The 19,750-nt window shown below is 70.9% G+C and carries 22 protein-coding genes; 10 read left to right on the plus strand and 12 right to left on the minus strand.

The genetic code is table 11. The annotated features are described in order from the left end of the window. Positions 1-35 precede the first annotated feature (35 nt). Positions 36-1,208 (plus strand): SLC13 family permease, encoded by a 1,173-nt coding sequence (locus ACTWPW_RS29975; protein WP_375109338.1) that lies wholly within the window; start codon positions 36-38, stop codon positions 1,206-1,208. Between the two features lie 16 nt (positions 1,209-1,224). On the opposite strand, the gene ACTWPW_RS29980 is transcribed toward ACTWPW_RS29975, so the two are convergent. The 7 genes from ACTWPW_RS29980 to ACTWPW_RS30010 form a co-directional block, all read right to left on the minus strand. Beyond that, positions 1,225-1,467, minus strand: coding sequence for a hypothetical protein (locus ACTWPW_RS29980; RefSeq protein ID WP_375109339.1), 243 nt, complete (start codon positions 1,465-1,467; stop codon positions 1,225-1,227). A gap of 107 nt (positions 1,468-1,574) precedes the next feature. After that, entirely contained in the window at positions 1,575-2,375 is an 801-nt protein-coding gene (locus ACTWPW_RS29985; RefSeq protein ID WP_364118587.1) for an inositol monophosphatase family protein, read from the minus strand. Positions 2,376-2,385: 10 nt separating this feature from the next. Continuing rightward, positions 2,386-3,009, minus strand: coding sequence for a hypothetical protein (locus ACTWPW_RS29990; RefSeq protein ID WP_443170595.1), 624 nt, complete (start codon positions 3,007-3,009; stop codon positions 2,386-2,388). Next, a complete protein-coding gene (locus tag ACTWPW_RS29995; RefSeq protein ID WP_375109341.1) occupies positions 3,006-4,064 on the minus strand; it encodes a hypothetical protein in 1,059 nt (352 codons plus the stop codon). Before ACTWPW_RS29995 ends, ACTWPW_RS29990 begins: the two co-directional genes overlap by 4 nt. Positions 4,065-4,252: 188 nt before the next feature. Further along, positions 4,253-5,026 (minus strand): sporulation protein, encoded by a 774-nt coding sequence (locus ACTWPW_RS30000; RefSeq protein ID WP_375109342.1) that lies wholly within the window; start codon positions 5,024-5,026, stop codon positions 4,253-4,255. A 9-nt stretch (positions 5,027-5,035) separates the two neighbouring features. Continuing rightward, a complete protein-coding gene (locus tag ACTWPW_RS30005) occupies positions 5,036-6,277 on the minus strand; it encodes an SPFH domain-containing protein (RefSeq protein ID WP_375109343.1) in 1,242 nt (413 codons plus the stop codon). Beyond that, positions 6,277-7,902, minus strand: coding sequence for an SPFH domain-containing protein (locus ACTWPW_RS30010; RefSeq protein WP_375109344.1), 1,626 nt, complete (start codon positions 7,900-7,902; stop codon positions 6,277-6,279). Before ACTWPW_RS30010 ends, ACTWPW_RS30005 begins: the two co-directional genes overlap by 1 nt. Positions 7,903-8,042: 140 nt before the next feature. On the opposite strand from ACTWPW_RS30010, the gene ACTWPW_RS30015 reads away from it, so the two are divergent. The 5 genes from ACTWPW_RS30015 to ACTWPW_RS30035 are packed head-to-tail and all read left to right on the plus strand — an operon-like array spanning position 8,043 to position 12,864. Continuing rightward, the gene (locus tag ACTWPW_RS30015) at positions 8,043-8,957 is read left to right on the plus strand and encodes an ABC transporter ATP-binding protein (RefSeq protein WP_443170596.1); all 915 of its coding nucleotides are present in this window, start codon (positions 8,043-8,045) and stop codon (positions 8,955-8,957) included. Then, on the plus strand, positions 8,954-9,808 hold the full coding sequence (locus ACTWPW_RS30020) for an ABC transporter permease (protein WP_375109346.1): 855 nt from the start codon (positions 8,954-8,956) through the stop codon (positions 9,806-9,808). The genes ACTWPW_RS30015 and ACTWPW_RS30020 overlap by 4 nt, the downstream gene beginning before the upstream one ends. Positions 9,809-9,822: 14 nt before the next feature. Further along, a complete protein-coding gene (locus ACTWPW_RS30025; protein ID WP_375109347.1) occupies positions 9,823-10,056 on the plus strand; it encodes a helix-turn-helix transcriptional regulator in 234 nt (77 codons plus the stop codon). A 35-nt stretch (positions 10,057-10,091) separates the two neighbouring features. Next, positions 10,092-12,203 (plus strand): excinuclease ABC subunit UvrB, encoded by a 2,112-nt coding sequence (gene uvrB, locus ACTWPW_RS30030; RefSeq protein ID WP_364118601.1) that lies wholly within the window; start codon positions 10,092-10,094, stop codon positions 12,201-12,203. A gap of 58 nt (positions 12,204-12,261) precedes the next feature. After that, entirely contained in the window at positions 12,262-12,864 is a 603-nt protein-coding gene (locus ACTWPW_RS30035) for a PepSY domain-containing protein (RefSeq protein WP_443170597.1), read from the plus strand. Between the two features lie 101 nt (positions 12,865-12,965). On the opposite strand, the gene ACTWPW_RS30040 is transcribed toward ACTWPW_RS30035, so the two are convergent. Continuing rightward, positions 12,966-13,727, minus strand: a complete 762-nt coding sequence (locus ACTWPW_RS30040) for an alpha/beta fold hydrolase (protein ID WP_443170598.1) — start codon at positions 13,725-13,727, stop codon at positions 12,966-12,968. A gap of 58 nt (positions 13,728-13,785) precedes the next feature. Between ACTWPW_RS30040 and ACTWPW_RS30045 the strand changes: the two genes are divergently transcribed. Next, a complete protein-coding gene (locus tag ACTWPW_RS30045; protein WP_443170599.1) occupies positions 13,786-14,337 on the plus strand; it encodes a PadR family transcriptional regulator in 552 nt (183 codons plus the stop codon). Positions 14,338-14,557: 220 nt separating this feature from the next. Here the strand turns inward: ACTWPW_RS30045 and ACTWPW_RS30050 are convergent, their stop codons facing one another. Then, positions 14,558-15,439 (minus strand): serine protein kinase RIO, encoded by an 882-nt coding sequence (locus ACTWPW_RS30050; RefSeq protein ID WP_443170600.1) that lies wholly within the window; start codon positions 15,437-15,439, stop codon positions 14,558-14,560. 240 nt (positions 15,440-15,679) lie between these two features. Here ACTWPW_RS30050 and ACTWPW_RS30055 point away from each other — a divergent pair, with 240 nt between their 5' ends. Next, entirely contained in the window at positions 15,680-16,240 is a 561-nt protein-coding gene (locus ACTWPW_RS30055; protein WP_443170601.1) for a hypothetical protein, read from the plus strand. 87 nt (positions 16,241-16,327) lie between these two features. Here the strand turns inward: ACTWPW_RS30055 and ACTWPW_RS30060 are convergent, their stop codons facing one another. The 3 genes from ACTWPW_RS30060 to ACTWPW_RS30070 form a co-directional block, all read right to left on the minus strand. Beyond that, on the minus strand, positions 16,328-16,741 hold the full coding sequence (locus ACTWPW_RS30060) for a VOC family protein (protein WP_364118611.1): 414 nt from the start codon (positions 16,739-16,741) through the stop codon (positions 16,328-16,330). Positions 16,742-16,746: 5 nt separating this feature from the next. Beyond that, on the minus strand, positions 16,747-17,127 hold the full coding sequence (locus tag ACTWPW_RS30065; RefSeq protein WP_375109531.1) for a helix-turn-helix transcriptional regulator: 381 nt from the start codon (positions 17,125-17,127) through the stop codon (positions 16,747-16,749). Positions 17,128-17,363: 236 nt separating this feature from the next. Next, positions 17,364-17,969 (minus strand): hypothetical protein, encoded by a 606-nt coding sequence (locus tag ACTWPW_RS30070; protein ID WP_443170602.1) that lies wholly within the window; start codon positions 17,967-17,969, stop codon positions 17,364-17,366. Between the two features lie 135 nt (positions 17,970-18,104). Here ACTWPW_RS30070 and ACTWPW_RS30075 point away from each other — a divergent pair, with 135 nt between their 5' ends. Together ACTWPW_RS30075 and ACTWPW_RS30080 are read left to right on the plus strand one after the other, a co-directional pair. Next, complete coding sequence (locus tag ACTWPW_RS30075) at positions 18,105-18,881, plus strand: glucose 1-dehydrogenase (protein ID WP_443170603.1); 777 nt, start codon at positions 18,105-18,107, stop codon at positions 18,879-18,881. Continuing rightward, positions 18,882-19,697: an alpha/beta fold hydrolase gene (locus tag ACTWPW_RS30080; RefSeq protein WP_443170604.1), complete on the plus strand. Its 816-nt coding sequence runs from the start codon at positions 18,882-18,884 to the stop codon at positions 19,695-19,697. Positions 19,698-19,750 lie beyond the last annotated feature (53 nt).

Below are 19,750 nucleotides of genomic sequence, written 5' to 3' on the forward strand. Positions count from 1 at the left end.
TCGGCATTTTGGAGCCTGTGTGCGATCATCATCGGGTGTTGCGGCGTGTTGGCGTGCTCGACTGGATCAGGATCGGGCTGCTGGTTCTCGGCCTGGTCTTCGTGGCGACGGGGCTGCTGCCCTGGGCCGATGCGGTGCGCAGCCTCGACGAGATCGGCCCGCTGCTGGTCTTCCTGGTCGCGATCATCGTGCTGGCCGAGCTGACCAAGGAGGCCCAGGTCTTCGACGCGATCGCGGCGAGGATGGCGGTGCTCGGACGTGGCAACTACGCCGCCCTCTTCTTTCTTTGTGCCGCTTTCGCGTCATTTGTCACGATATTTCTGAACTTGGACACGACGGCTGTCCTGCTCACCCCGGTCATGCTCGCCCTGGCCCCCAAGGCCCGCATCGCCGCCCTGCCCCTCGCCATGACCACGATCTGGCTGGCCAACACCGCCAGCCTGCTGCTGCCGGTCTCCAACCTGACCAACCTCCTGGGCATGGACAAGATCGGCCTCGACGCCCAGGAGTTCGCCGCCCGCATGTGGGCGCCCCAGATCGTCTCGATCGCGGTGACGATGGTGTTCCTGTGGGTGTTCTACTGGCGCCGCGGCGAGCGGCGCGACCTGCGCTACACCCCGCCGGTGCTGGAGCCCGTGGCCGACCGCGTGCTGTTCACGGCCGCCTCGGCCGGCTGCCTGCTGTTCATCGTCCTGCTGCTGCTCAAGGCGCACGTCGCCGTCGCGGCCACGGTGGCCGCGGCCATCGTCCTGGGCGCCTTCGTGCTGCGCGCCCGCCGGCGCCTGACGTGGAGCCTCGTCCCGTGGCAGCTCGTCATCTTCGTGACCGGCCTGTTCCTGGTCGTGCCCACGCTCAGCGGCCACGGCCTGTCCGCTCTGATGACCTGGATGATCGGCACGGAGGGCGACCCCTACCGCACGGCCGCCGTCGGGGCCGGCCTGTCCAACCTGATCAACAACCTGCCCGCCTACCAGGCCGTCGAGATCGTCATCCCGCCCGCCGACCAGGACCGCCTGCTGGCCCTGCTGGTCGGCACCAACGTCGGCCCGGTCATCACCCCGTGGGCGTCGCTGGCCACGCTGCTGTGGTTCGAGTCGTGCCGCCGCCACGAGGTCAGGGTCCCGATGCGCCGCTTCCTGCTCACCGGGGCGGGCCTGGCCGTCGCCGGGCTCCTGGCGACGGTGTGGGCGCTGGTGGAGTTCGGCTGAGCCCGCCGGGAGCGGGTCAGGCGGCGGCGAGTTCGTAGGCGCCGGCGACCGCGTCCAGGGCCCAGCGCATCCGGGGCACGTACATCTCGGGGTGGTCGCCGGCCTCCTGCGCCACGTACGCCGCGCACCAGGACGGGTCGCCGCCGCACGCGCACAGCCGCTCGTTCACGGCCGCGCGGATCTGGAACGGGGACAGCGTGTCGGAGGGCTGCAGGGCGGTGGCGAAGAGCACCTGCGCCAGCTCGGTCGTGGTGATCATGTCGGGCTCCTCTCCGTTCGGTGCCGTCTGCCGGGCACCCTCTAACTAGACGTCGAACGGTGACAGAACTCATCGACAAAGGACACACATTTTCTGCGCACTTTTCCTCAGTGGAGCAGCGCCAGCAGCCCGGGCAGGGCGCGGGGGTGGGCGGCCACGAAGCTGCGCTCCCCGGCGGGGGCGTCGATGCACTCGTCGTACGGGCCGCCGTCCAGCGCCCGGATCTCGATGCCGGCCTCCTGCGCGAGCAGCGCCCCGGCCGGCAGGTCCACCACCCCGGCCCGGTAGCCCACCATGCCGTCGATGTCGCCGCGCGCCAGCATCGCCCACGCCAGCAGCGGCGCCCACAGCTGCAGCACCCGGCGCGCGCCGAGGTCGAGTGCCGTCTTCAGCCCCCGCACGGTCGCGTCGTCCCTGGCGATGCCGTAGCCCTGCGTCCAGGCCACCAGCGGCCCGTGGGGGCTCGGCGCGTAGGGGGGAGCCAGGCGGGCCCCTGAGGAGGCCACCGCGCCCTTCCCCCGGACGGCCGACCACGTCTGCCCCGAGACGGGGTCGTGCACCACGCCCAGCAGCGGCAGCCCGCCCCGGCACAGCGCCAGGCCCACCACGTACGTGGGCAGCCCGATCGCCACGTTGTTGGTGCCGTCGAGCGGGTCCACCAGCCACGTCCACTCGCCGCCCGCCGCCCCGGCCAGCCCGGACTCCTCGGCGATCACCGCGTGCGACGGGTACGCCGTCAGGATCCGCTCCAGCAGCAGCTTCTCCGAGGCCAGGTCGAGGTCGGTCACCACGTCGCCCGCCTCGCCCTTGGCCCGCACGCCGAGCGCGCCCCGGGTGCCCTCCAGGAGCAGCGCCCCCGCGGCCTCGGCGGCGTCCACGGCCACCGTGCGAGCGTGATCCAGGTCCATCGGGTCCCTCTCAGGTCAGGTGCGCGGCGATCAGGCGTACGGCCAGGGCCGTCTCCCCGGCGTCCAGCGGCTGCCTGGAGACGTGGTGGAGGCCGCCGCCCAGCGGCCCGAGCGACAGGTCGCGGCTGCCGGCCCGGCCCCGGCCCCGCCCGAGCGCGATCGTGGCCGCCTCGCCGCCCTCGGGCACGACGCTGCTGTGGAACCGGTCGGCGGCCAGCGTGTAGGTGTCACCGGGCCCGAAGACCTCCACCAGGCCCGTGGCGTGCCGCACGGTGCGGCGGGTGGGCGAGATGCGGTCGCCGTCGGCCCCGCTGACCACCTCGAACACCCGGTGCGTGGCGTCCGCGCCGGCGTCGGTGACCACGGCGTGCACGTTGCGCACCTGGCCGTAGAGCACGTGGCTGACCAGGTCCCAGCTGTGGCAGTGGATCTGCGAGGTGGTGCTCTCGGCGGGCGTGAGCGAGTCGGACCACAGGTGGAGGCATACCCCCTCGCCGCCGTCGCGCTCCAGCGGCAGGCAGACGAATCCGAGCGGGTGGCGCACCCCGGTCAGGCCGGGCCGCGACAGCTCCGCCAGGGCCCACGACCTGGCCTCGCCCGCCCGCAGGAGCTCCCGGACGCCGTGGTAGCTCATGACGGGTGGGCGGGGACCGGCGGGCGCGGCTCACCGTACGGGTCAACGGCACGCAGGGCCTTGCGGGCGATGTCGACGACGTCACGGCCGTTGTAGGACTTGGGCAGGGGCACCCCGATGCGTTCGAACAGCTCCTGCACCTCCTCGATGGTGGGCTCGTCGCCGAGCGGCACCTTCTTGTACATCTCCAGCGGCACCCGCCGCGCCTGCTCGAAGCTGAGCCGCAGCTCGGTGTCGCAGTTTTCGTAGTAGAACGTGTCGGCCAGCGCGGTCATGGCCCGGTTCGGGTCCTCGACCGTCATGATCAGGCGGCTGCTCGACAGGTCCCAGCGGAACGTGGTCATCGTCGACGACAGGCCCACCCCGATGTCGAGCAGGCCGTAGCGCTGGCGGTGCCAGAAGGCGGCCAGGATGGTCGCGTACGACTCCTTCCTGGCCCGGTCGGTCGTCCACGTCTCCCCGGTGCCGTCGGGGACGTCGGACAGCGAGCGCCGGTAGTGCGCGTAGGTCTCGCACACCTCCGCGTTGGACGGGTCGATGACCTCGACCCTGACCGTGAGGTGGCGCTTGTCCCTGCGGGCGGCCGCCACGCAGAGGGGGAGCGTGACCGCGCGCAGGTAGGTGCCGGTGCCGCCCTTGAAGCTCCACCGGGTGGTGTCCTTGCGCGCCTCGGCGTGGGACTGGGCGATCTCCTGCTTGCTGGCCAGCACCCGGACGAGCTGGAGCGAGTCGAGCGCTCTGCGGGTGCCGTGGACCATCGTCTCGATCTCCTCCAGGCGCGCCAGGCGTACGGGGAGCTCGGCCAGCGCGCCCGAGGTGATCGTCTTCTCCACGGGGGCCTGGCGGGCGCGGTCGCGCAGCAGCGCGGTGGCCACCAGGGCCATGATCACCAAGGTGGAGGCGGTGACGAGCTGGCGCTGGATGTCGGCGCCCTTGGCGCCGAAGATCTCGGGCGGCATGATGCCGAGCACGCCGACCGCGATGGCCAGGGTGAGCGCGATGGCGCCGTCGGCGTTGCGCGCCGCCCACGGGGCGGTCCGTCTCAACGCCGCCATGAACCGTGCCATCGCTCGCCCCGCCGTCCGACGATCAGTCAGTTCCCGAGGTCATGGTAACGACCGCGCCATGCGACTGCCACTGCACGCAAAGGAGCGATCTCCTAGCGGGAGATGTGGTGAATTATCGCCTCACATCCCCGATGGGGGCGGATGTTCCGCCCTCATCGGGGAGCCGTGACTCCGGGCTAGAACCACCCGCGGTGGCGGGCCATCTGCTCCAGGCCGCGCTGCAGGGCCGTCTCCGCCGACTGCGGCGAGTCGTCGTAGCGCACGGTGAAGCGGTTGTAGGAGTCGTGGCTGGAGCTCAGGAAGCCGCCGCGCTTGTCGGCCTCCAGGATGACGTCCATCTGCCGCGCCCCGGCGATGAACGTCAGCTCCAGCTCGTTGAAGTGGCGCCGCCACTGGCCGCCCGCGTAGTACTCGATCTCCTGGAAGAACGGCATGGTCGAGCCGTACAGGGTGCCGCGCTCCAGGTCGGCCTTCTTGAACTGGAAGCCCAGCCGGTCGAGGGCGCCGATCACGTGCTCCTGGGCCGGCAGCGGGCTGACGAACAGCGGGTCGAGGTCGCCCTTGTCGAGCGCGCCCGCCAGCGCCAGCTCCGTCTGCACGCCCAGTTTCATGCCGTGCAGCGGGTGCCCGGCGATCGCGCTGATCGGCGTCTCCCACGGGATCGCGATCTCGAACTGCTGCTGGTGCTGCGCGCCCTTCGCGAGCTGGAACGTGCCCGCCACCTGCTGGCGCAGGAAGCTGTAGCTCGTCTTGTACTCGTTGTCGCCGGATTCGACCTCCACCACGGCGGTGAGGTCGATGTAGATGCCCTCGACCTTGTAGTCGGAGTTGCCACCACGGAAATGGACGACGCCGCGCAGCAGCTCGCCGGGGCGCACGCCCGTGTTGGTCAACACCGTGTCAACCTCGACGCCCGCGCCGAACGCGGCCATCAATTTGCGGAACACCATGGGGTTCTCCTATGCGGAAGGGGTGTGGCCGTTCATCTGGCCTGTTCCCGTGCCCGAGATGCGGGGGAGCAGCTGGGCCAGGATGAGGGTGGAGAGCGCGGAGTCCGACTGACCCTGCTGGGTGCGTACGACCAGCGGCTGGGGGGCGTTCTCCGTCAGTTTCGCGCCCACGTCGAGGCGCTTGCGGGCCAGCTCGTACTGCAGCACGGCCCGGTTGTCCCGGTACGACTCGGCCAGGCGGCGCAGTGCCTTGGCCTCGTTCTCGGCGGAGGTCAGGTCGGCCCTGCCCCGCGCCTCGATCTCCCACGTCACCCGCTGCGCCTCGGTCTCCTGCTCCTCCAGCATGCGCGCCACGTTCTTGCGCGCGTTGTTGTGGGCGGCCTTGACCTCGACGACGCGGGCGTCACGGGTCTTCTTGGAGCGCTCGATCTCCATCAACAGGGTGTCGATGCGGCGCTTGCGGGTCAGCTCCCACTCGCGCTCGTAGGCCGAGAGCTCCTTGGCCACCTTCTCGCGGGTGGCCAGGTGCTGCTGGTACTGGTCGGGCAGCTGCACGTCGGGGATGTTGGCGCCGGTGATGCGCACGCCGTAGCGGCCCAGCTGGCGGTTGAGCGCGTCCTGCATGTCGCCGACGTCGGAGCCGCGCAGGTCGTACGCGCGCTCGGTGTTGACCCGGCGGCTGCGCTGCCTGATCGCGTCCTGCACCGCGCTGGACAGCACCAGGTCGAAGTTGCCCGCGCCGATCGTGCGGACGAACGCGACCGGGTCCACGATGCGGAACTTCAGGAAGAACTCGATCGACTTCAGCGGCACGTTCTCGGCGGTGGGGCAGGCCACGATCGGGGCCGAGTACGGGATCTCCGTGGAGGTGTCGACGACCGCGTCCACCCGGTCCCACGGCAGCCACAGGTAGTGGCGGCCCGGCGGCAGCGTGCCGGTGATGGCGCCCCAGCGGCTGCGCACGCCGGTGGTGCCCTCCTCGATCTCGATGATCGCCTTGCGCCACATCGTGACCATGGCGATGAGCAGGCTGAACAGCGCCGCGAACGCCGCGACGAGGGTGAGGTCGGTGAGCGCGGCCATGCCGGCGAAGTAGAGCGCCAGGAACACCAGCGTCATCCACGCGAAGCCGCGCCGGTCCTTGGGGATCACGACGGGCACGAGCTGGCCCTGCTCGCCGCCGCGCAGGAGCTGGCGGATGTCTCCCCAGGAGGCCAGCGATTCCTTGATCTTCGAAAACTCGCGGCTCATCAGATCTCACTCCCAGCCTGTCCGTGCTGCTGCCCGCCCGGCAGCAGCCGCTCGACGGTCCGCTCCAGTTCGGAGTCGGGCTCCGGCGTCGCCGGCGGTTGTTCCACGTCGGCGGCGGCCTTGTGCAGCAGCGCGGCGATCTCGGCCTCGCGGTCGCGTACGCGGGCGCCGATCTCGTCGAGCCTGGAGCGGATGGCGGCCATGTCCTCGGCGGAGAACAGCGCCGCGTCCTTGCCGCCCACGAGCTGCTGGGCCAGGGCCAGGAAGTCGATGTCGGTGTGCTCGCCCACCTGCACCACCTGCGGCAGCCTGTGGGCGACCGACTCCAGCTTGGTCAGCAGGTCCTGCTGGAAGCGGTAGTCGAGGATCTCGGGCGCCTCGGCGGCCGACAGCGCCCTGATGTCCAGCGCCTGCGCCTCCAGGAGCGCGGCGTTGGCGTTGGCCGTGGACTCGGCCTCGACCAGGCGCTGCCTGGCCTGTGCCGTGGCCTGGTGGGTGGCGCGTTCGAGCGCGGTGTCCATGCGGGCCTGGTAGCCGGCGATCTCCGCCTGGATGGCGCTCAGCGTCTCCTGCAGCCCGGCCAGCTCCTTGATCAGGTCGCCCTCGTTCTGCTCCTTGCGCAGCTGGAGCTCGTACTCGTAGGTGTAGGCCTCCTTGGCGACGCGGACCATCTCGGGGGCGGCCAGGTCCATGCGGTATTCCTGGCTGGACGGCTCGGCGTGCGTGATGTTGACGTCGGTGAGCCGGACGGCGGGCAGGAACTGCTGGTTGAGGCTCTCCAGCATACCGAGCGTGCTCTCGCCCACCAGGTCGTAGATCTCCTCGGCGCGCTGGGCGTAGATCAGCGAGCGGGTGACCTCGCTGATGGCGTTCTGGAGCTTGGACTGGAAGCCGCTGACCGAGCCGAGCACGAAGATGAACTCCGCCGGGTTCTCGATCCGGAACTGCAGGAACAGGTCCACGCTGGCCTTGACGCCCTGCTGCGTGGGGGCCTCGCTGATCGGCGCGTTGAACGGGTATTCGCGGGTGGTGTTGACGATGTAGCTGACCCGCTTCCACGGGTTGAACAGCGTCACCCGGCCCGGGTCCGCGATGTGCACCAGCTTGCCGAACTGGGTGATCAGCGCCTTGCAGCCCTCGGGCACCATCACCACGCTGCGCCGCCACCACAGGAACACGGCGGCCAGGATGAGGACCACCCAGTAGTGCGGGCCGAAGACCACGTCGACGTTCGGGACGACGTTGCCGAGCGCGCCGATCAGGCCGAGCAGCACGAGGATGCCCAGCGGTATGAGTATCTTGGCGGTGCCGCTCTTGGGGATCACCACGGGCGAGATGACGTGCATGCCGTTCTCGGCGAAGCTGCGGTTGACGATCTCGCCGGCCTCGTTCAGCGACGCCGAGCGGGCCTCGATGAGGGTGCCGACGGACGCGCCGCCGTCGCGCGCCGCGGCGAAGTCATGCGGGTTCAGCGCGAAGCCACGGCCCTGGCCCGCCAACTGCCCCGCCTGGTCCACGACCTGCCCCATGGCCTGGCCCATCGCCTGGCGTACGTCACCCCCTTGGGCAACCGCTTGGGCTATGCCCTGCCCCGCCTGGATCAGTGCCTCTCTGGGTCGTGACATTGAACCTTCCTTTTCCGCTACGGGCGATTCAGACCGTATCGGGTGTGACTTACTGTTCGCTTGCAATGTGGTGTCACATATCTATTGCTTCCTGTAGTAGGTGTGCTATTGATGTAGTAGACCTACTATATGGAGGGCGGATGGGAGCGGTGAGAGCGCTTGAAAGTGGCGTCGACCTCGGGCAGAACGGCTCCGCCATCGAGGTCGCCGGGCTGCGGATGGCGTACGGGAGCAAGGAGGTCCTGCGCGACGTGGCCTTCACCGTCAGCCCCGGCGAGGTGATCGCTCTGCTCGGGCCGAACGGCGCGGGCAAGACGACGACGATCGAGGTCCTGGAGGGGTTCCGGAGGCCGTCCGCGGGTCACGTACGGGTGCTGGGCGTCGAGCCGGCGCGCGGCGACGAGCGCTGGCGGGCCCGGCTGGGCGTCGTGCTGCAGTCGTGGCGCGACCACGGCCGCTGGCGGGTGCACCAGCTGCTGCACCACCTCGGCCGCTACTACGAGCCGTACGCGCATCACGGGAGGCCGCCGTTCGACACCGACGAGCTGATCGAGGCCGTCGGGCTCACCGAGCACGCCGGCCACCGGATCAACCGGCTGTCCGGGGGGCAGCGGCGCCGGCTCGACGTCGCCATCGGCATCGTCGGGCGGCCCGAGGTGCTCTTCCTCGACGAGCCGACCGCCGGCTTCGACCCGCAGGCCAGGCGCGACTTCCACGACCTCGTCCATCGCCTGTCGGACCTCGACGACACCACGATCCTGCTCACCACGCACGACCTGGACGAGGCCGAGAAGCTCGCCGACCGCATCCTCATCCTGGCCGGCGGCCGGATCGTCGCCGACGGCAGCCCCGACAAGCTGGCCCGCGAGGTCTCCCGCGACGCCCAGGTGCGCTGGAGCCGCGACGGGGAGCACTTCGTGCACGCCACGCAGGACGCCACCGGCTTCGTCCGCGGCCTGTTCGAGCAGCACGGCACCGAGATCGGCGACCTGGAGGTGCGGCGGGCCACGCTCGAGGACACCTACATGGCCATCGTCAAGAAGGAGGAGGCGTGAACCCCACGCTGCACGCGGCCCGGCTCGGGCTGAGCCGCGGCTGGATCGAGTTCAGGCAACAGCTCACCAGCGTCCAGGACATGGGCTTCACCGTGGTGAGCACCGTCGGCCTCATCGTCGTGCTCTATTTCCAGCGCGACGCGAAGCTGCCCGGCACCGACGTCTCGCTCGCGGCGGCCACGCTGCCGGGAATGCTCGGGCTCCTGGTCCCGTTCAACGCGCTCATGGGGGCGGTCGGCTCGCTGGCCGTCGAGCGCGAGGACGGCACCCTGCTCAGGGCCAAGGCCATGCCCCAGGGCATGGTCGGCTACCTCGTGGGCCGGATCGTGATGCTCTCCGTGTCCACCGCCGGCTCCCTGGTGCTGATGCTCGTCGCCGGGCTGTTCTTCGTGCCCGGGCTGCTCGGGGTGGGGCCGGGCGGATGGCTCACCGTCGCCTGGATCGCGTTGCTGGGGCTGCTGTCCTCGTTGCCGCTCGGTGCCGTCATCGGCGCCCTGGCCACCAGCCCGCAGGCGGCGGCCGGGCTGTCCATGCTCACCGTCGGCGGGCTCACCGCGATCTCGGGCATCTTCTACCCGATCACGGCGCTGGCCGGCTGGCTCCAGGCCCTCGCCCACGTCTTCCCGCTCTACTGGCTGGGCCTCGGCATGCGCTCGGCGCTGCTGCCCGACGCGGCGGCCGCGGCGGAGATCGGCGGCTCGTGGCGGCCCGTGGAGACCACCCTCGTGCTGCTCGCGTGGGCCGTGGCCGGGCTGGTGCTGGCGCCGCCCATCCTGCGCCGTATGGCCAGGCGGGAGTCGGGCTCGGCGATGGAAGAGCGCCGTCAGCGGGCGATGCAGCGGGTGACCTGAGAAGATACGCGGTGATGAGCGAGACCGTCTACAACCGCATCGCGCTGCTGCGCGCAGAGCGGAACGTGACCCGCAGGCAGCTCTCCGACGCGCTGGGGGTGCACTACCAGACCATCGGCTATCTCGAACGCGGCGAATACAGCCCCAGCCTTTACCTGGCGCTGCGCATCGCCGAATACTTCGAGGTGCCCGTCGAGGTGGTCTTCTCCACCACTCCCTTCCCCCGCATCGGGGAGCGTTCGGCCTGACGGTTTATGTCGGTCGGGCCGCCTACAGTGGCAACATGCGACCGGTCACTGATTTGCAGCGGAAGGTGGCGCCCTTCGAGGTCGTCACCGAGATGACTCCCTCCGGCGACCAGCCGACGGCCATCGCCGAGCTGGAGCGCCGCGTCAAGGCCGGGGAGAAGGACAACGTCCTGCTGGGCGCCACCGGCACCGGCAAGACGGCCACGATCGCCTGGCTGATCGAGCGGCTGCAGCGGCCCACGCTGGTCATGCAGCCCAACAAGACGCTCGCCGCGCAGTTCGCCAACGAGCTGCGGGAGATGTTGCCGAACAACGCGGTCGAATACTTCGTCTCCTATTACGACTACTACCAGCCTGAGGCCTACGTCCCGCAGAGCGACACGTACATCGAGAAGGACTCCTCGATCAACGACGAGGTCGAGCGGCTGCGCCACTCGGCCACCAACTCGCTGCTCACCCGCCGCGACACCATCGTGGTCGCCTCGGTGTCGTGCATCTACGGCCTGGGCACGCCGCAGGAATACGTGGACCGCATGGCCCGGCTGCGCGTCGGCATGGACGTCGACCGCGACCAGCTCCTGCGCCGCCTGGTCGACATGCAGTACACCCGCAACGACCTGGCCTTCACCCGGGGCACGTTCCGGGTGCGCGGCGACACGATCGAGATCATCCCGAAATACGAAGAGCTGGCCGTGCGCATCGAGATGTTCGGTGACGAGATCGAGAAGCTCTCGACCATGCATCCGCTGACCGGCGAGGTCATCACCGAGGACGAGGAGCTCTACATCTTCCCCGCCTCCCACTACGTGGCGGGCGAGCAGCGCATGGCCGCCGCCGTGACCGGCATCGAGGCGGAGCTGGCCGAGCGGCTGTCGGAGCTGGAGCGGCAGGGCAAGCTGCTGGAGGCGCAGCGGCTGCGGATGCGCACGACGTACGACATCGAGATGATGCGCCAGATCGGCACCTGCTCCGGCATCGAGAACTACTCGCGCCACATGGACGGCCGCGAGGCCGGCAGCGCGCCCAACACGCTGCTCGACTACTTCCCCGAGGACTTCCTGCTGGTCCTCGACGAGTCCCACCAGACGGTGCCGCAGATCGGCGCGATGTACGAAGGCGACGCCTCCCGCAAGCGCACGCTGGTCGAGCACGGGTTCCGGCTGCCGTCGGCGCTCGACAACCGGCCGCTGAAGTGGGAGGAGTTCCTCGAGCGGATCGGCCAGACCGTCTACCTGTCGGCGACGCCGGGCCCCTACGAGCTGGGGCGGGTCAAGGGCGACGTGGTCGAGCAGGTCATCCGCCCGACCGGCCTGGTCGACCCCGAGATCGTCGTCAAGCCCACCAAGGGCCAGATCGACGACCTGGTCCACGAGATCCGCGAGCGGGCCGAGCGCGACGAGCGCGTGCTGGTCACGACGCTGACCAAGAAGATGTCGGAAGACCTCACCGACTACCTGCTGGAGCTGGGCATCCGGGTCCGCTACCTGCACAGCGAGGTCGACACGCTGCGCCGCATCGAGCTGCTGCGCGAGCTGCGCACGGGCGAGTTCGACGTGCTGGTCGGCATCAACCTGCTGCGCGAGGGCCTCGACCTGCCCGAGGTGTCGCTGGTGGCCATCCTCGACGCCGACAAGGAGGGCTTCCTGCGCTCCGAGACGTCGCTGATCCAGACCATCGGCCGCGCCGCCCGTAACGTCTCCGGCCAGGTCCACATGTACGCCGACAAGGTCACCCCGTCGATGGAGCGGGCGATCGACGAGACCAACCGGCGCCGGGCCAAGCAGATCGCCTACAACGAGGCCAACGGCATCGACCCGCAGCCGCTGCGCAAGAAGATCGCCGACATCCTCGACTCCCTGCAGCGCGAGGACGCCGACACCGACAAGCTGCTCTGGGGCAGCGGGCGCCAGCAGTCGCGCGGCAAGGCCCCGGTGCCCGGCTTCCAGGTCCGCCAGGCCGGCCAGCACGCCAAGGCCATCGCCGGCGAGATGCCGCGCGCCCAGATGGAGTCGCTCATCGAGTCGCTGACCGAGCAGATGCACCAGTCGGCGGCGGACCTCCAGTTCGAGGTGGCCGCGCGGCTGCGTGACGAGATCAAGGAGCTCAAGCGCGAGCTGCGCGACATGCGCGAGGCGGGGGTCAAGTAGGGCATATGCCATCTGACCTGGGCGAATGGTTTACCTTCGGGTGGGCAGCGTCCAGGGTATGAACAAGACGATCGTTGGGGCCCTGGTCGGCGCGACGGTGCTCGCGGGGGGTTGCGGCACCGTGCTCCGGGAGGTCGAGCGGCTGTCCGTCCAGTCGTCGCCGACCCTGGGCACGCCCACGGCCATCACGCCGACGGCCGGTCCCACCGGCTCGCCGTCCGGCAGCCCGGGTGCCGGAGACCTGAAGCAGGCCGCCCAGGCGGCCCTGGCCGCGGTGCCCGGTTCCACGCTCATCTCCATCGAGACCGAGCAGGACGGCCGGATCTGGGAAGTGCAGGTCGTCGGGAAGGACGGGACCGAGCACCAGATGGACGTGGAGTCGGGCAAGGTCGTCAGCGGCCCCACGACGGAGGAAGAGGACGCGGAGGACAAGGCCAAGCACCGGGAACGGGTGGCCGCGGCCACGCTCGACTACGCGCAGGCGGCCGACAAGATCGCGGCCACGGTGCCGGAAGGGCGGGTCACCGAGCTGAACCTGGACATGGAGCAGGGCAAGACCGTGTGGGAGTCGGACGTGGTCACGCCCGACGGCACCAAGCACGAGGTGGTCCTCGACGCCGCCACGGGCACGGTCACCGGGAACAACGGCGCCACCTCGTGACGCCCGCGGGCCGGGGGCCCTCCAGCGGGGGCCTCCGGCCCGCTGTTGCGCCGACATCGGCCCCACCCGACCACGGGCTCAGGGGCTCAGGGGCTCAGGGCTCAGGGGAACAGGGTGAGGAGAGTCCGGGCGAACGCCTCGGGGTTGTCCAGCATGATGTTGTGCCCCGACTCCGGGATGCCCAGCACCTGGACACCCGCCGCGCGCAGCTCCTCGGCCCCGGCGGGCTCGTCGCCCTCCGGATACAGGTAGGCGCGCGGGATCGGCAGGCCGACCAGCAGCTCCCGCGTGGTGGGCGTGGTGCTCGCGGCCAGGCTGACCGCCGTACGGTGCAGGCCGCGCAGGTCCGCCAGGCGCATCGTGGACCACCAGTGCGGGCCCACCCGCTCGCGCACGTCCTTCCAGCCGCCCGCCACGAACTCCTCCTCGCCGTAGGAGGCGATCCCGGTGCTGCCCGGCTGGGCGGGCGTCGGGGGGTAGGGGTCGAGGTTGGCGTCCACCAGGATCAGGTCGGCGACCAGCTCGGCGTGGCGGGCGGCCAGGACCGTGGCCACCGCCCCGCCCATACTGTGCGCGATCACCGCCGCGCCGGCCACCCCGGCCTTGCGCATGGCCTCGGCCAGGGCGCCGGCGTGGGCCTCCAGCGTGTACGAGAAGTCCTGCGGGCGATCGCTGATGCCGAACCCGAGCAGGTCGATCAGGAGCGAGCGGTGCCGCGGCAGCAGGGGATGGGCCGCGACCTCCGCGTAGTAGGGGGCCGAGGTGGCGCCGAGGCCGTGAACGTAGACGCGGGCCGGATCCGCGCCCGGCAGCTCCACCCAGCGCATGCGAGCGCCGCTGGGATGAACGATGGCATCGTGCATGGCGGGCCTCCTTGTATATCGGCACCAATATATATCGGCTCCGAGGTATACTGAAGTCATGTTGGAGCTGGCGATACTCGGGTTCCTCAGGGATCAGCCGTTACACGGATATGACCTGCGCCGGAGGGTGGCGGCCCTGATGGGGCACGTACGCCCGGTGGCCGACGGGACGCTCTACCCCGCGATCAAGCGCATGGCCACGTCCGGCTGGCTGACCCGGAAGGACGAGCCGGGCAAGGCCGCCGCACCACGGCGCATGCTCTACCTGACCGCGGAGGGGTGCGCGGAGCTGGAACGACGGCTGCGCGAGCCGGACGAGCTCGACATCAGCGACGAGAACCGGTGGTTCGCGCTGCTGGCCTTCCTGCGCCACCTGGACGAGCCCAAGGACCAGGCGGCGGTGCTGCGCCGGCGGCTGGCGTTCCTGGAGGAGCCGACGAGCTTCTTCTACGACGGGGACCGGCCGATGGGGGCCGCGGAGTTCGGCGACCCGTTCCGGCAGGGTCTGCTGACCATCGCCCACGCGACCAGCCAGGCCGAGCTGGCGTGGCTGCACGCGACTATCGAGTCCCTGGAGTCGGGCGCCCACCCGGGAGAGGCCGCCTGCTAGGCCAGCGCCTGAGCCCGGCATCCCGGCATCCCGGCATCCCGACCCCCGACCTCCCGACCTCCGACCTCCGGCGCCCCGCCCTCGGCGCCCGGCGTGCCGCGGCCGGGCGCCTCGCGTCCATGTGCGCTCGGGTTGCCAGGTGACGCGCCGGGGGACTCGCGCTCTGGGGGTGGCGTTCGCGGGTGCCGGAGTACGAGGGTCCGGGGGGTGGGGGCGTGGGCTAGTCGGTTAGGCGGGCTTCGTGGCGGAGGAGGGTGGCGAGGGTGTCGGGGGCGGCGGTGGGGTGGCCCTTGGCGGCGAACCAGGTGGCGACATTGCGGGCGTCGCGGTCGAGGAAGGACGGGCCGGCCGGGTGCGCGATCACGTCCACGATCTGCGGCAGGTCGATGATCACCAGCCTGCCGTCGTGGACCAGCAGGTTGTACGGCGACAGGTCCCCGTGGGCGAGACCCTCGCGGGCCAGCGTGACCATGGCCGCCACGAGCTGCTCCCACAGGGAGTCGAGCCCGTCCGACACCTGCGCCAGCCGCGGCGCCGCGTACCCGTCCGGGGTGCCGATGAACTCCTGGAGGATCTCCGTACCGACGATCTGCACCGGGTACGGCACGGGAACCCCCAGCTCCCACAACCGGCACAGCGCGGAGAACTCGGCCACCGCCCACTGCCCCGCGATGGCCTGCCGGCCGAAGGCGGTGCGGTTGGCCATGGCCCGGTTCATGCGGTTGTCGTGGGTCCGGCGGCCCTCCAGGTAGCCGGAGTCGCGGTGGAACAGGCGGTGCTCGGAGGACGCGGTAGCGCTTGGCGGCCAGCAGGCACACCCGGTCCGTGCCGGTACGCCGCGGGAGATCAGGTGGACGTCGGCTTCCTTGCCGGTCTTGAGCACGCCGTGCTCGGTGTCCACGGCGGCCAGCTCGGTGACCAGCCAGTCAGGGTGGGGCCGCGGCCCCTTCTCCGTCGGCGTGCTCTGGTCCCAGGTGGACCAGCGATCGCCTTCAGAGGGGCCGTCGAAGGTGTCGGGGACGGCGGTGGTCTCGAGCCATTCGACGTCGTCGGCGTCGAGGGCGTGCTTGCCACGGCGGCGGTGTTGCGAGTGCTTCGGCACGGTGGGAGAGCTCCAGGTCTGAGACCCACCGGCGCGCCGGATCAGGCCGGCGGGCTCCCGGTGGGAAGGCATGAGGACGCGGGGAACGGCACGCGAACAGTCGTCATCACGGTCTCACCCTCCCTTCGGCAGCGATCGGCTCGGTGCCCGAGTATGCCGATCACGCGGGCACCGGTGCAACCGGATTTACCGGCGGAAATTGCGGTGCGCCGCCTGGTGGCCGCCTTGTACGGTGCGCCCATGCGACGATGCGGCGAGTGCGCCCACTGGGAGCCCGCCGGCGCGCCGGACTGCGCCCGGTGTGCCGGGCTGGTGGACGAGATCGTGGAGGGGGGCTGGCGCGACTTCCTGACGCGCGAGTTCGGCACCCGCGAGCCGTCCGACGAGCGCCTGATCGCCGAGATGGTCGTCGACGAGCCGGACAAGCATCCGTGGCGCGTGGTCGACGCCGCCTACGACCGCCTGACCTGCCCGGAGTGCGGCGGCCGGCTCAGCAGGGGCCCGGCCGGCTGTGCCCCCTGCGACCTGGCCAACGGCTTCCGCTACAGCGCCATCGAGATCGACCGCCCGGCCGTGCCGCCGGGCAACGAGCACGCGTTGCGGGTCAACGTGTCGGTGGCCCGCCGCCCCTCCGGCATATCGGCCTCGGAGGTGCTTCTGCGGCGTCTGTTCCTGCCCGTTCTCGTCGAGGGCGGCCTTCCGACGACGGCGCAGGCGCAGGCCGTCAAGGCGATGGCGAACAACGGTGCCACGGAGGCGGAGCTCGCCGCGGTCATCTACCGGGATCGGGACACCGGCTGATGCCGGGAGGCCGCCGACGTCACCGGCCGGCCTGGCGTACGTGCGGGCGCGGCCGGGCGGACCCGCCGGGCCGGAGCACCGGCGCCGCTACTTGCGGGTCTGGTTGAAGCGCAGCATGTTGCCGGAGGGGTCGCGGAAGGCGCAGTCGCGGACACCGTACGGCTGGTCGACCGGCTCCTGCAGCACCTCGCCACCCGCCGCCTGGATGCGCCGGAAGGTGGCGTCGCAGTCGTCGGTCTCGAAGATGACGCCGCGCAGCAGGCCCTTGGCCAGCAGCTCCGCCATGGCCTCCTTGTCGGCGGGGGAGGCGTTCGGGTCGGCGAGGGGTGGTTCGAGGACGATGTTCACGTCCGGTTGCGACGGCGAGCCGACCGTCACCCAGCGCATCCCCTCGAACCCGACGTCGGCGCGCACTTCCATGCCGAGAACGTCCCGGTAGAAGGCGATCGCCTTGTCGTGGTCGTCGACGGCGATGAAGCACTGTTGCAGCTTGATGTCCATGGGTTTCACGCTATCGGCGGCGAGCCGGATTTTGCTGCTCCATTCCTGACGGGTCGCGTGTAGATCTTGGCGACGCAGGCCGGGATGGCGGCGCCGTCGTCATGGTTGCGGGCACGGTACGCGCTCGGGCTCTCGCCGACCAGCTCGGTGAACCGCGAGCTGAACGACCCCAGCGAGGTACAGCCGACCTCGAAGCAGACCTCCGTCACCGACAGGTCGCCCCGCCGCAGCAGCGCCTTGGCCCGCTCGATCCGGCGGGTCATCAGGTAGCTGTAGGGCGTCTCCCCGAAGGCGGCGCGGAAGCTGCGGGAGAAGTGGCCCGGCGACATGAGGGCCACGCTCGCCAGCGCCGGGACGTCGAGCGGCTGGGCGTAGTCGCGGTCCATCGTGTCGCGCGCCCGGCGCAACCGGACCAGGTCGTCCAGCGTCGTCACGTGACCACCGTCCCACAACGCCGGCCGCCATCGCCGTGGCCCTGTCGTCCGTGAGCGCGCCGTCCGGGAACACACCGTCCCAGAGCGCGCCGTCCGAGAGCGCGCCTTCCGGAAGCCCCCCGTCCGCGAGAACGGGGTGCCGAGGGCGCACGATTCGTCACAGCGGGCATCGACATCACGATCTATGGTCAGGGGAGGTCCCTGCGCTCCTCCATCGTACGGCGGTAGAGCTCGTCGATCTCGTCCAGCGGGTCAGGGGCGCGGCGGCGGGCCTCGATCTCCAGGTCCGTGCGGGAGTGGAGGTCGGCGATGCCCGTCGCGGTGTGCTGCACCTGGTCGCCGAGGAGGTCGGCGCGGATGCGCGCGCACATCGCCGTCAGCTTGGCCTGGTGCTCCCTGAGCCGGTCGAGGGTGGCGTGGTCGACGTAGGGGGACAGGCGGCGCTGCTGGGCGTACATGCCGAGCTGCCCGTCGTGCACGTCGGCCTGGGCCGTCAGGTCGGCCAGCAGCCGCGGCAGCTCGCCCAGGCCCCAGCCCTGGCGCTGGGCCTGCTCGACGGCCTGCCGGGTGAGGGACACCTCGCGGCGCAGGTCGAGCCGCAGGCGCTCGACCTCGGCGGCGTCTCCGGTGCCCATCGCGTTGACGTGCGTGGTGAGCCGGGTGGTGGCCTGTTTGGCCTTCACCGCGGCCTTCTTGCCCAGCTTGACCAGCACATAGATCCCCACGCCGCCCAAGAGCAGGAGGAAAGCCAGGATCACCAGCACGATGACCAGGAATTCGCCGATCTTCGCCACCCCCACTCGCCGTCGATGCCTTGAAGGATAGTCCGCCGGAGCGGTTCCGGCGCGCATGCCCAAGCAAGCCCTTGATCGGACCTGGGCGCTGTGTTTCAGTTCACATGTTCGCAGAACACCCCGGAAAGGGCGTACATGGTGCTTGACGGCAAGGTTGTGATCATCACGGGCGGCGCCAGGGGGATGGGAGCGGCCACCGCCCGGCGCTGCGCCGCGGCGGGGGCCCGGGTCGTGGTCACCGACGTGCTGGTGGAGGAGGGTACGGCCACCGCCAAGGAGCTGGACGCCCGCTTCATCGCGCACGACGTGACGAGCCAGGACGCGTGGGCGGCGGTGGTCGCCGAGACCGTGGAGGAGTACGGGCGGCTCGACGGCCTGGTGAACAACGCCGGCATCGCCACCATGCTGACCATCGAGCAGCAGCCGCTGGAGGAGTTCGAGCGCGTGCTCCAGGTGAACCTGGTCGGCACCTTCCTGGGCCTCAAGGCCGTGGTCGGGCCGATGCGCCGGTCGGGCGGCGGGGCCGTGGTGAACCTGTCGTCGGTCGCCGGGCTGTTCGCCCTGCCGGCGACCGGCGGCTACGGGGCCTCGAAGTGGGGCGTGCGCGGGCTGACGAAGATCGCGGCGCTGGAGTTCGGGCGGGACCGCATCCGGGTCAACTCCGTACATCCCGGAATGATCGTCACCCCGATGACGCAGTCGCTCGGAGCCGTGTCGGGCGAGGGCACCTTCTCCCTCGCCCCCGCCGGGCGCTGGGGCGAGCCGGAGGAGGTGGCGGCGGCGATCGTGTTCCTGCTGTCGGACGCCGCCTCGTACGTCACCGGCGCCGAGCTGGCCATCGACGGCGGCTGGACGGCGGGCGAGGGCTCGCTGCTGCCCCCGCCGCCGGCCCCCGAGGGGAGCGCGGGATAGATGCCGTACGCGGAGGTGGGCGCGGACGTCAGGCTCTTCTACACCGACGACCACGGTACGGGCGCGGGTGACGGGCCGCCGCTGCTTCTCGTGCACGGCTGGGGCACCGACTCGCACCAGTGGTCCTGGCACATCGACGCGCTCGCCGCCCGGCACCGGGTGATCGCCGTGGACCTGCGCGGCCACGGCTACTCCTCGGTCCCCGAGACCGGCAACACCCCGCGCATGATGGCCGAGGACCTGCACGCCCTGCTCGGCCACCTCGACCTCCCCCAGGTGGTCGCCGTCGGGCACTCCATGGGCGGCCAGGTGGTGTCCATCCTCGCCGTCGAGCACCCTGAACGGGTGCGCGCGCTGGTCACCCTCGACCCCGGCTACGGCATGACGGACCGGATCGCCGGCGGCTTCCCCCAGATGATCGCGGCCCTGCGCGGCCCGCACGCCCACGCCGCCGCCGAGCAGATCGACGAATGGTGCACGAACGCCGCCACCCCCGCCGTCATCAGGCGCTGGCACAAGCGCAGGCTCCACGGCATGCCGCCGCACGTCCTGGTCCAGGCGTTCGAGGCCATGTTCACCGCCCCCGGCGCCATCGGGGTGCGCCCGGTCAGCGACGACTACCTGGCCCGCCGGCGGTGCCCGGTGCTGTCGATCTGGGCCGACCCGGGACGGGCCGCCTGGGAGGCGGGGCTGCTCAAGGACCCCGAGTCCAAGGTGGTGTGCTGGGAGGGGTCGAGCCACCGGCTGCACGAGGAGCGGCCGGCCGAGTTCGTGCAGGTCCTGGAGGGCTGGCTGGGCAGGTTGGACAGGTTGTGAAGGGCCCGGCGGCCGAACGGCCGCCGGGCGCCAACCGCGTGAGCGTGCCAGGG

The organism is Nonomuraea sp. KM90, assembly GCF_052246675.1.
Lineage (GTDB): Bacteria > Actinomycetota > Actinomycetes > Streptosporangiales > Streptosporangiaceae > Nonomuraea.

Bases quoted from the DNA above. Each gene is read 5' to 3' on its own strand.
- ACTWPW_RS29980 (WP_375109339.1), bottom strand. From the start codon at position 1,467: ATGATCACCACGACCGAGCTGGCGCAGGTGCTCTTCGCCACCGCCCTG.
- ACTWPW_RS29985 (WP_364118587.1), bottom strand. From the start codon at position 2,375: ATGGACCTGGATCACGCTCGCACGGTGGCCGTGGACGCCGCCGAGGCC.
- ACTWPW_RS29990 (WP_443170595.1), bottom strand. From the start codon at position 3,009: ATGAGCTACCACGGCGTCCGGGAGCTCCTGCGGGCGGGCGAGGCCAGG.
- ACTWPW_RS29995 (WP_375109341.1), bottom strand. From the start codon at position 4,064: ATGGCGGCGTTGAGACGGACCGCCCCGTGGGCGGCGCGCAACGCCGAC.
- ACTWPW_RS30000 (WP_375109342.1), bottom strand. From the start codon at position 5,026: ATGGTGTTCCGCAAATTGATGGCCGCGTTCGGCGCGGGCGTCGAGGTT.
- ACTWPW_RS30005 (WP_375109343.1), bottom strand. From the start codon at position 6,277: ATGAGCCGCGAGTTTTCGAAGATCAAGGAATCGCTGGCCTCCTGGGGA.
- ACTWPW_RS30010 (WP_375109344.1), bottom strand. From the start codon at position 7,902: ATGTCACGACCCAGAGAGGCACTGATCCAGGCGGGGCAGGGCATAGCC.
- ACTWPW_RS30015 (WP_443170596.1), top strand. From the start codon at position 8,043: ATGGGAGCGGTGAGAGCGCTTGAAAGTGGCGTCGACCTCGGGCAGAAC.
- ACTWPW_RS30025 (WP_375109347.1), top strand. From the start codon at position 9,823: ATGAGCGAGACCGTCTACAACCGCATCGCGCTGCTGCGCGCAGAGCGG.
- uvrB (WP_364118601.1), top strand. From the start codon at position 10,092: ATGCGACCGGTCACTGATTTGCAGCGGAAGGTGGCGCCCTTCGAGGTC.
- ACTWPW_RS30035 (WP_443170597.1), top strand. From the start codon at position 12,262: ATGAACAAGACGATCGTTGGGGCCCTGGTCGGCGCGACGGTGCTCGCG.
- ACTWPW_RS30040 (WP_443170598.1), bottom strand. From the start codon at position 13,727: ATGCACGATGCCATCGTTCATCCCAGCGGCGCTCGCATGCGCTGGGTG.
- ACTWPW_RS30045 (WP_443170599.1), top strand. From the start codon at position 13,786: ATGTTGGAGCTGGCGATACTCGGGTTCCTCAGGGATCAGCCGTTACAC.
- ACTWPW_RS30055 (WP_443170601.1), top strand. From the start codon at position 15,680: ATGCGACGATGCGGCGAGTGCGCCCACTGGGAGCCCGCCGGCGCGCCG.
- ACTWPW_RS30060 (WP_364118611.1), bottom strand. From the start codon at position 16,741: ATGGACATCAAGCTGCAACAGTGCTTCATCGCCGTCGACGACCACGAC.
- ACTWPW_RS30065 (WP_375109531.1), bottom strand. From the start codon at position 17,127: ATGGACCGCGACTACGCCCAGCCGCTCGACGTCCCGGCGCTGGCGAGC.
- ACTWPW_RS30075 (WP_443170603.1), top strand. From the start codon at position 18,105: ATGGTGCTTGACGGCAAGGTTGTGATCATCACGGGCGGCGCCAGGGGG.
- ACTWPW_RS30080 (WP_443170604.1), top strand. From the start codon at position 18,882: ATGCCGTACGCGGAGGTGGGCGCGGACGTCAGGCTCTTCTACACCGAC.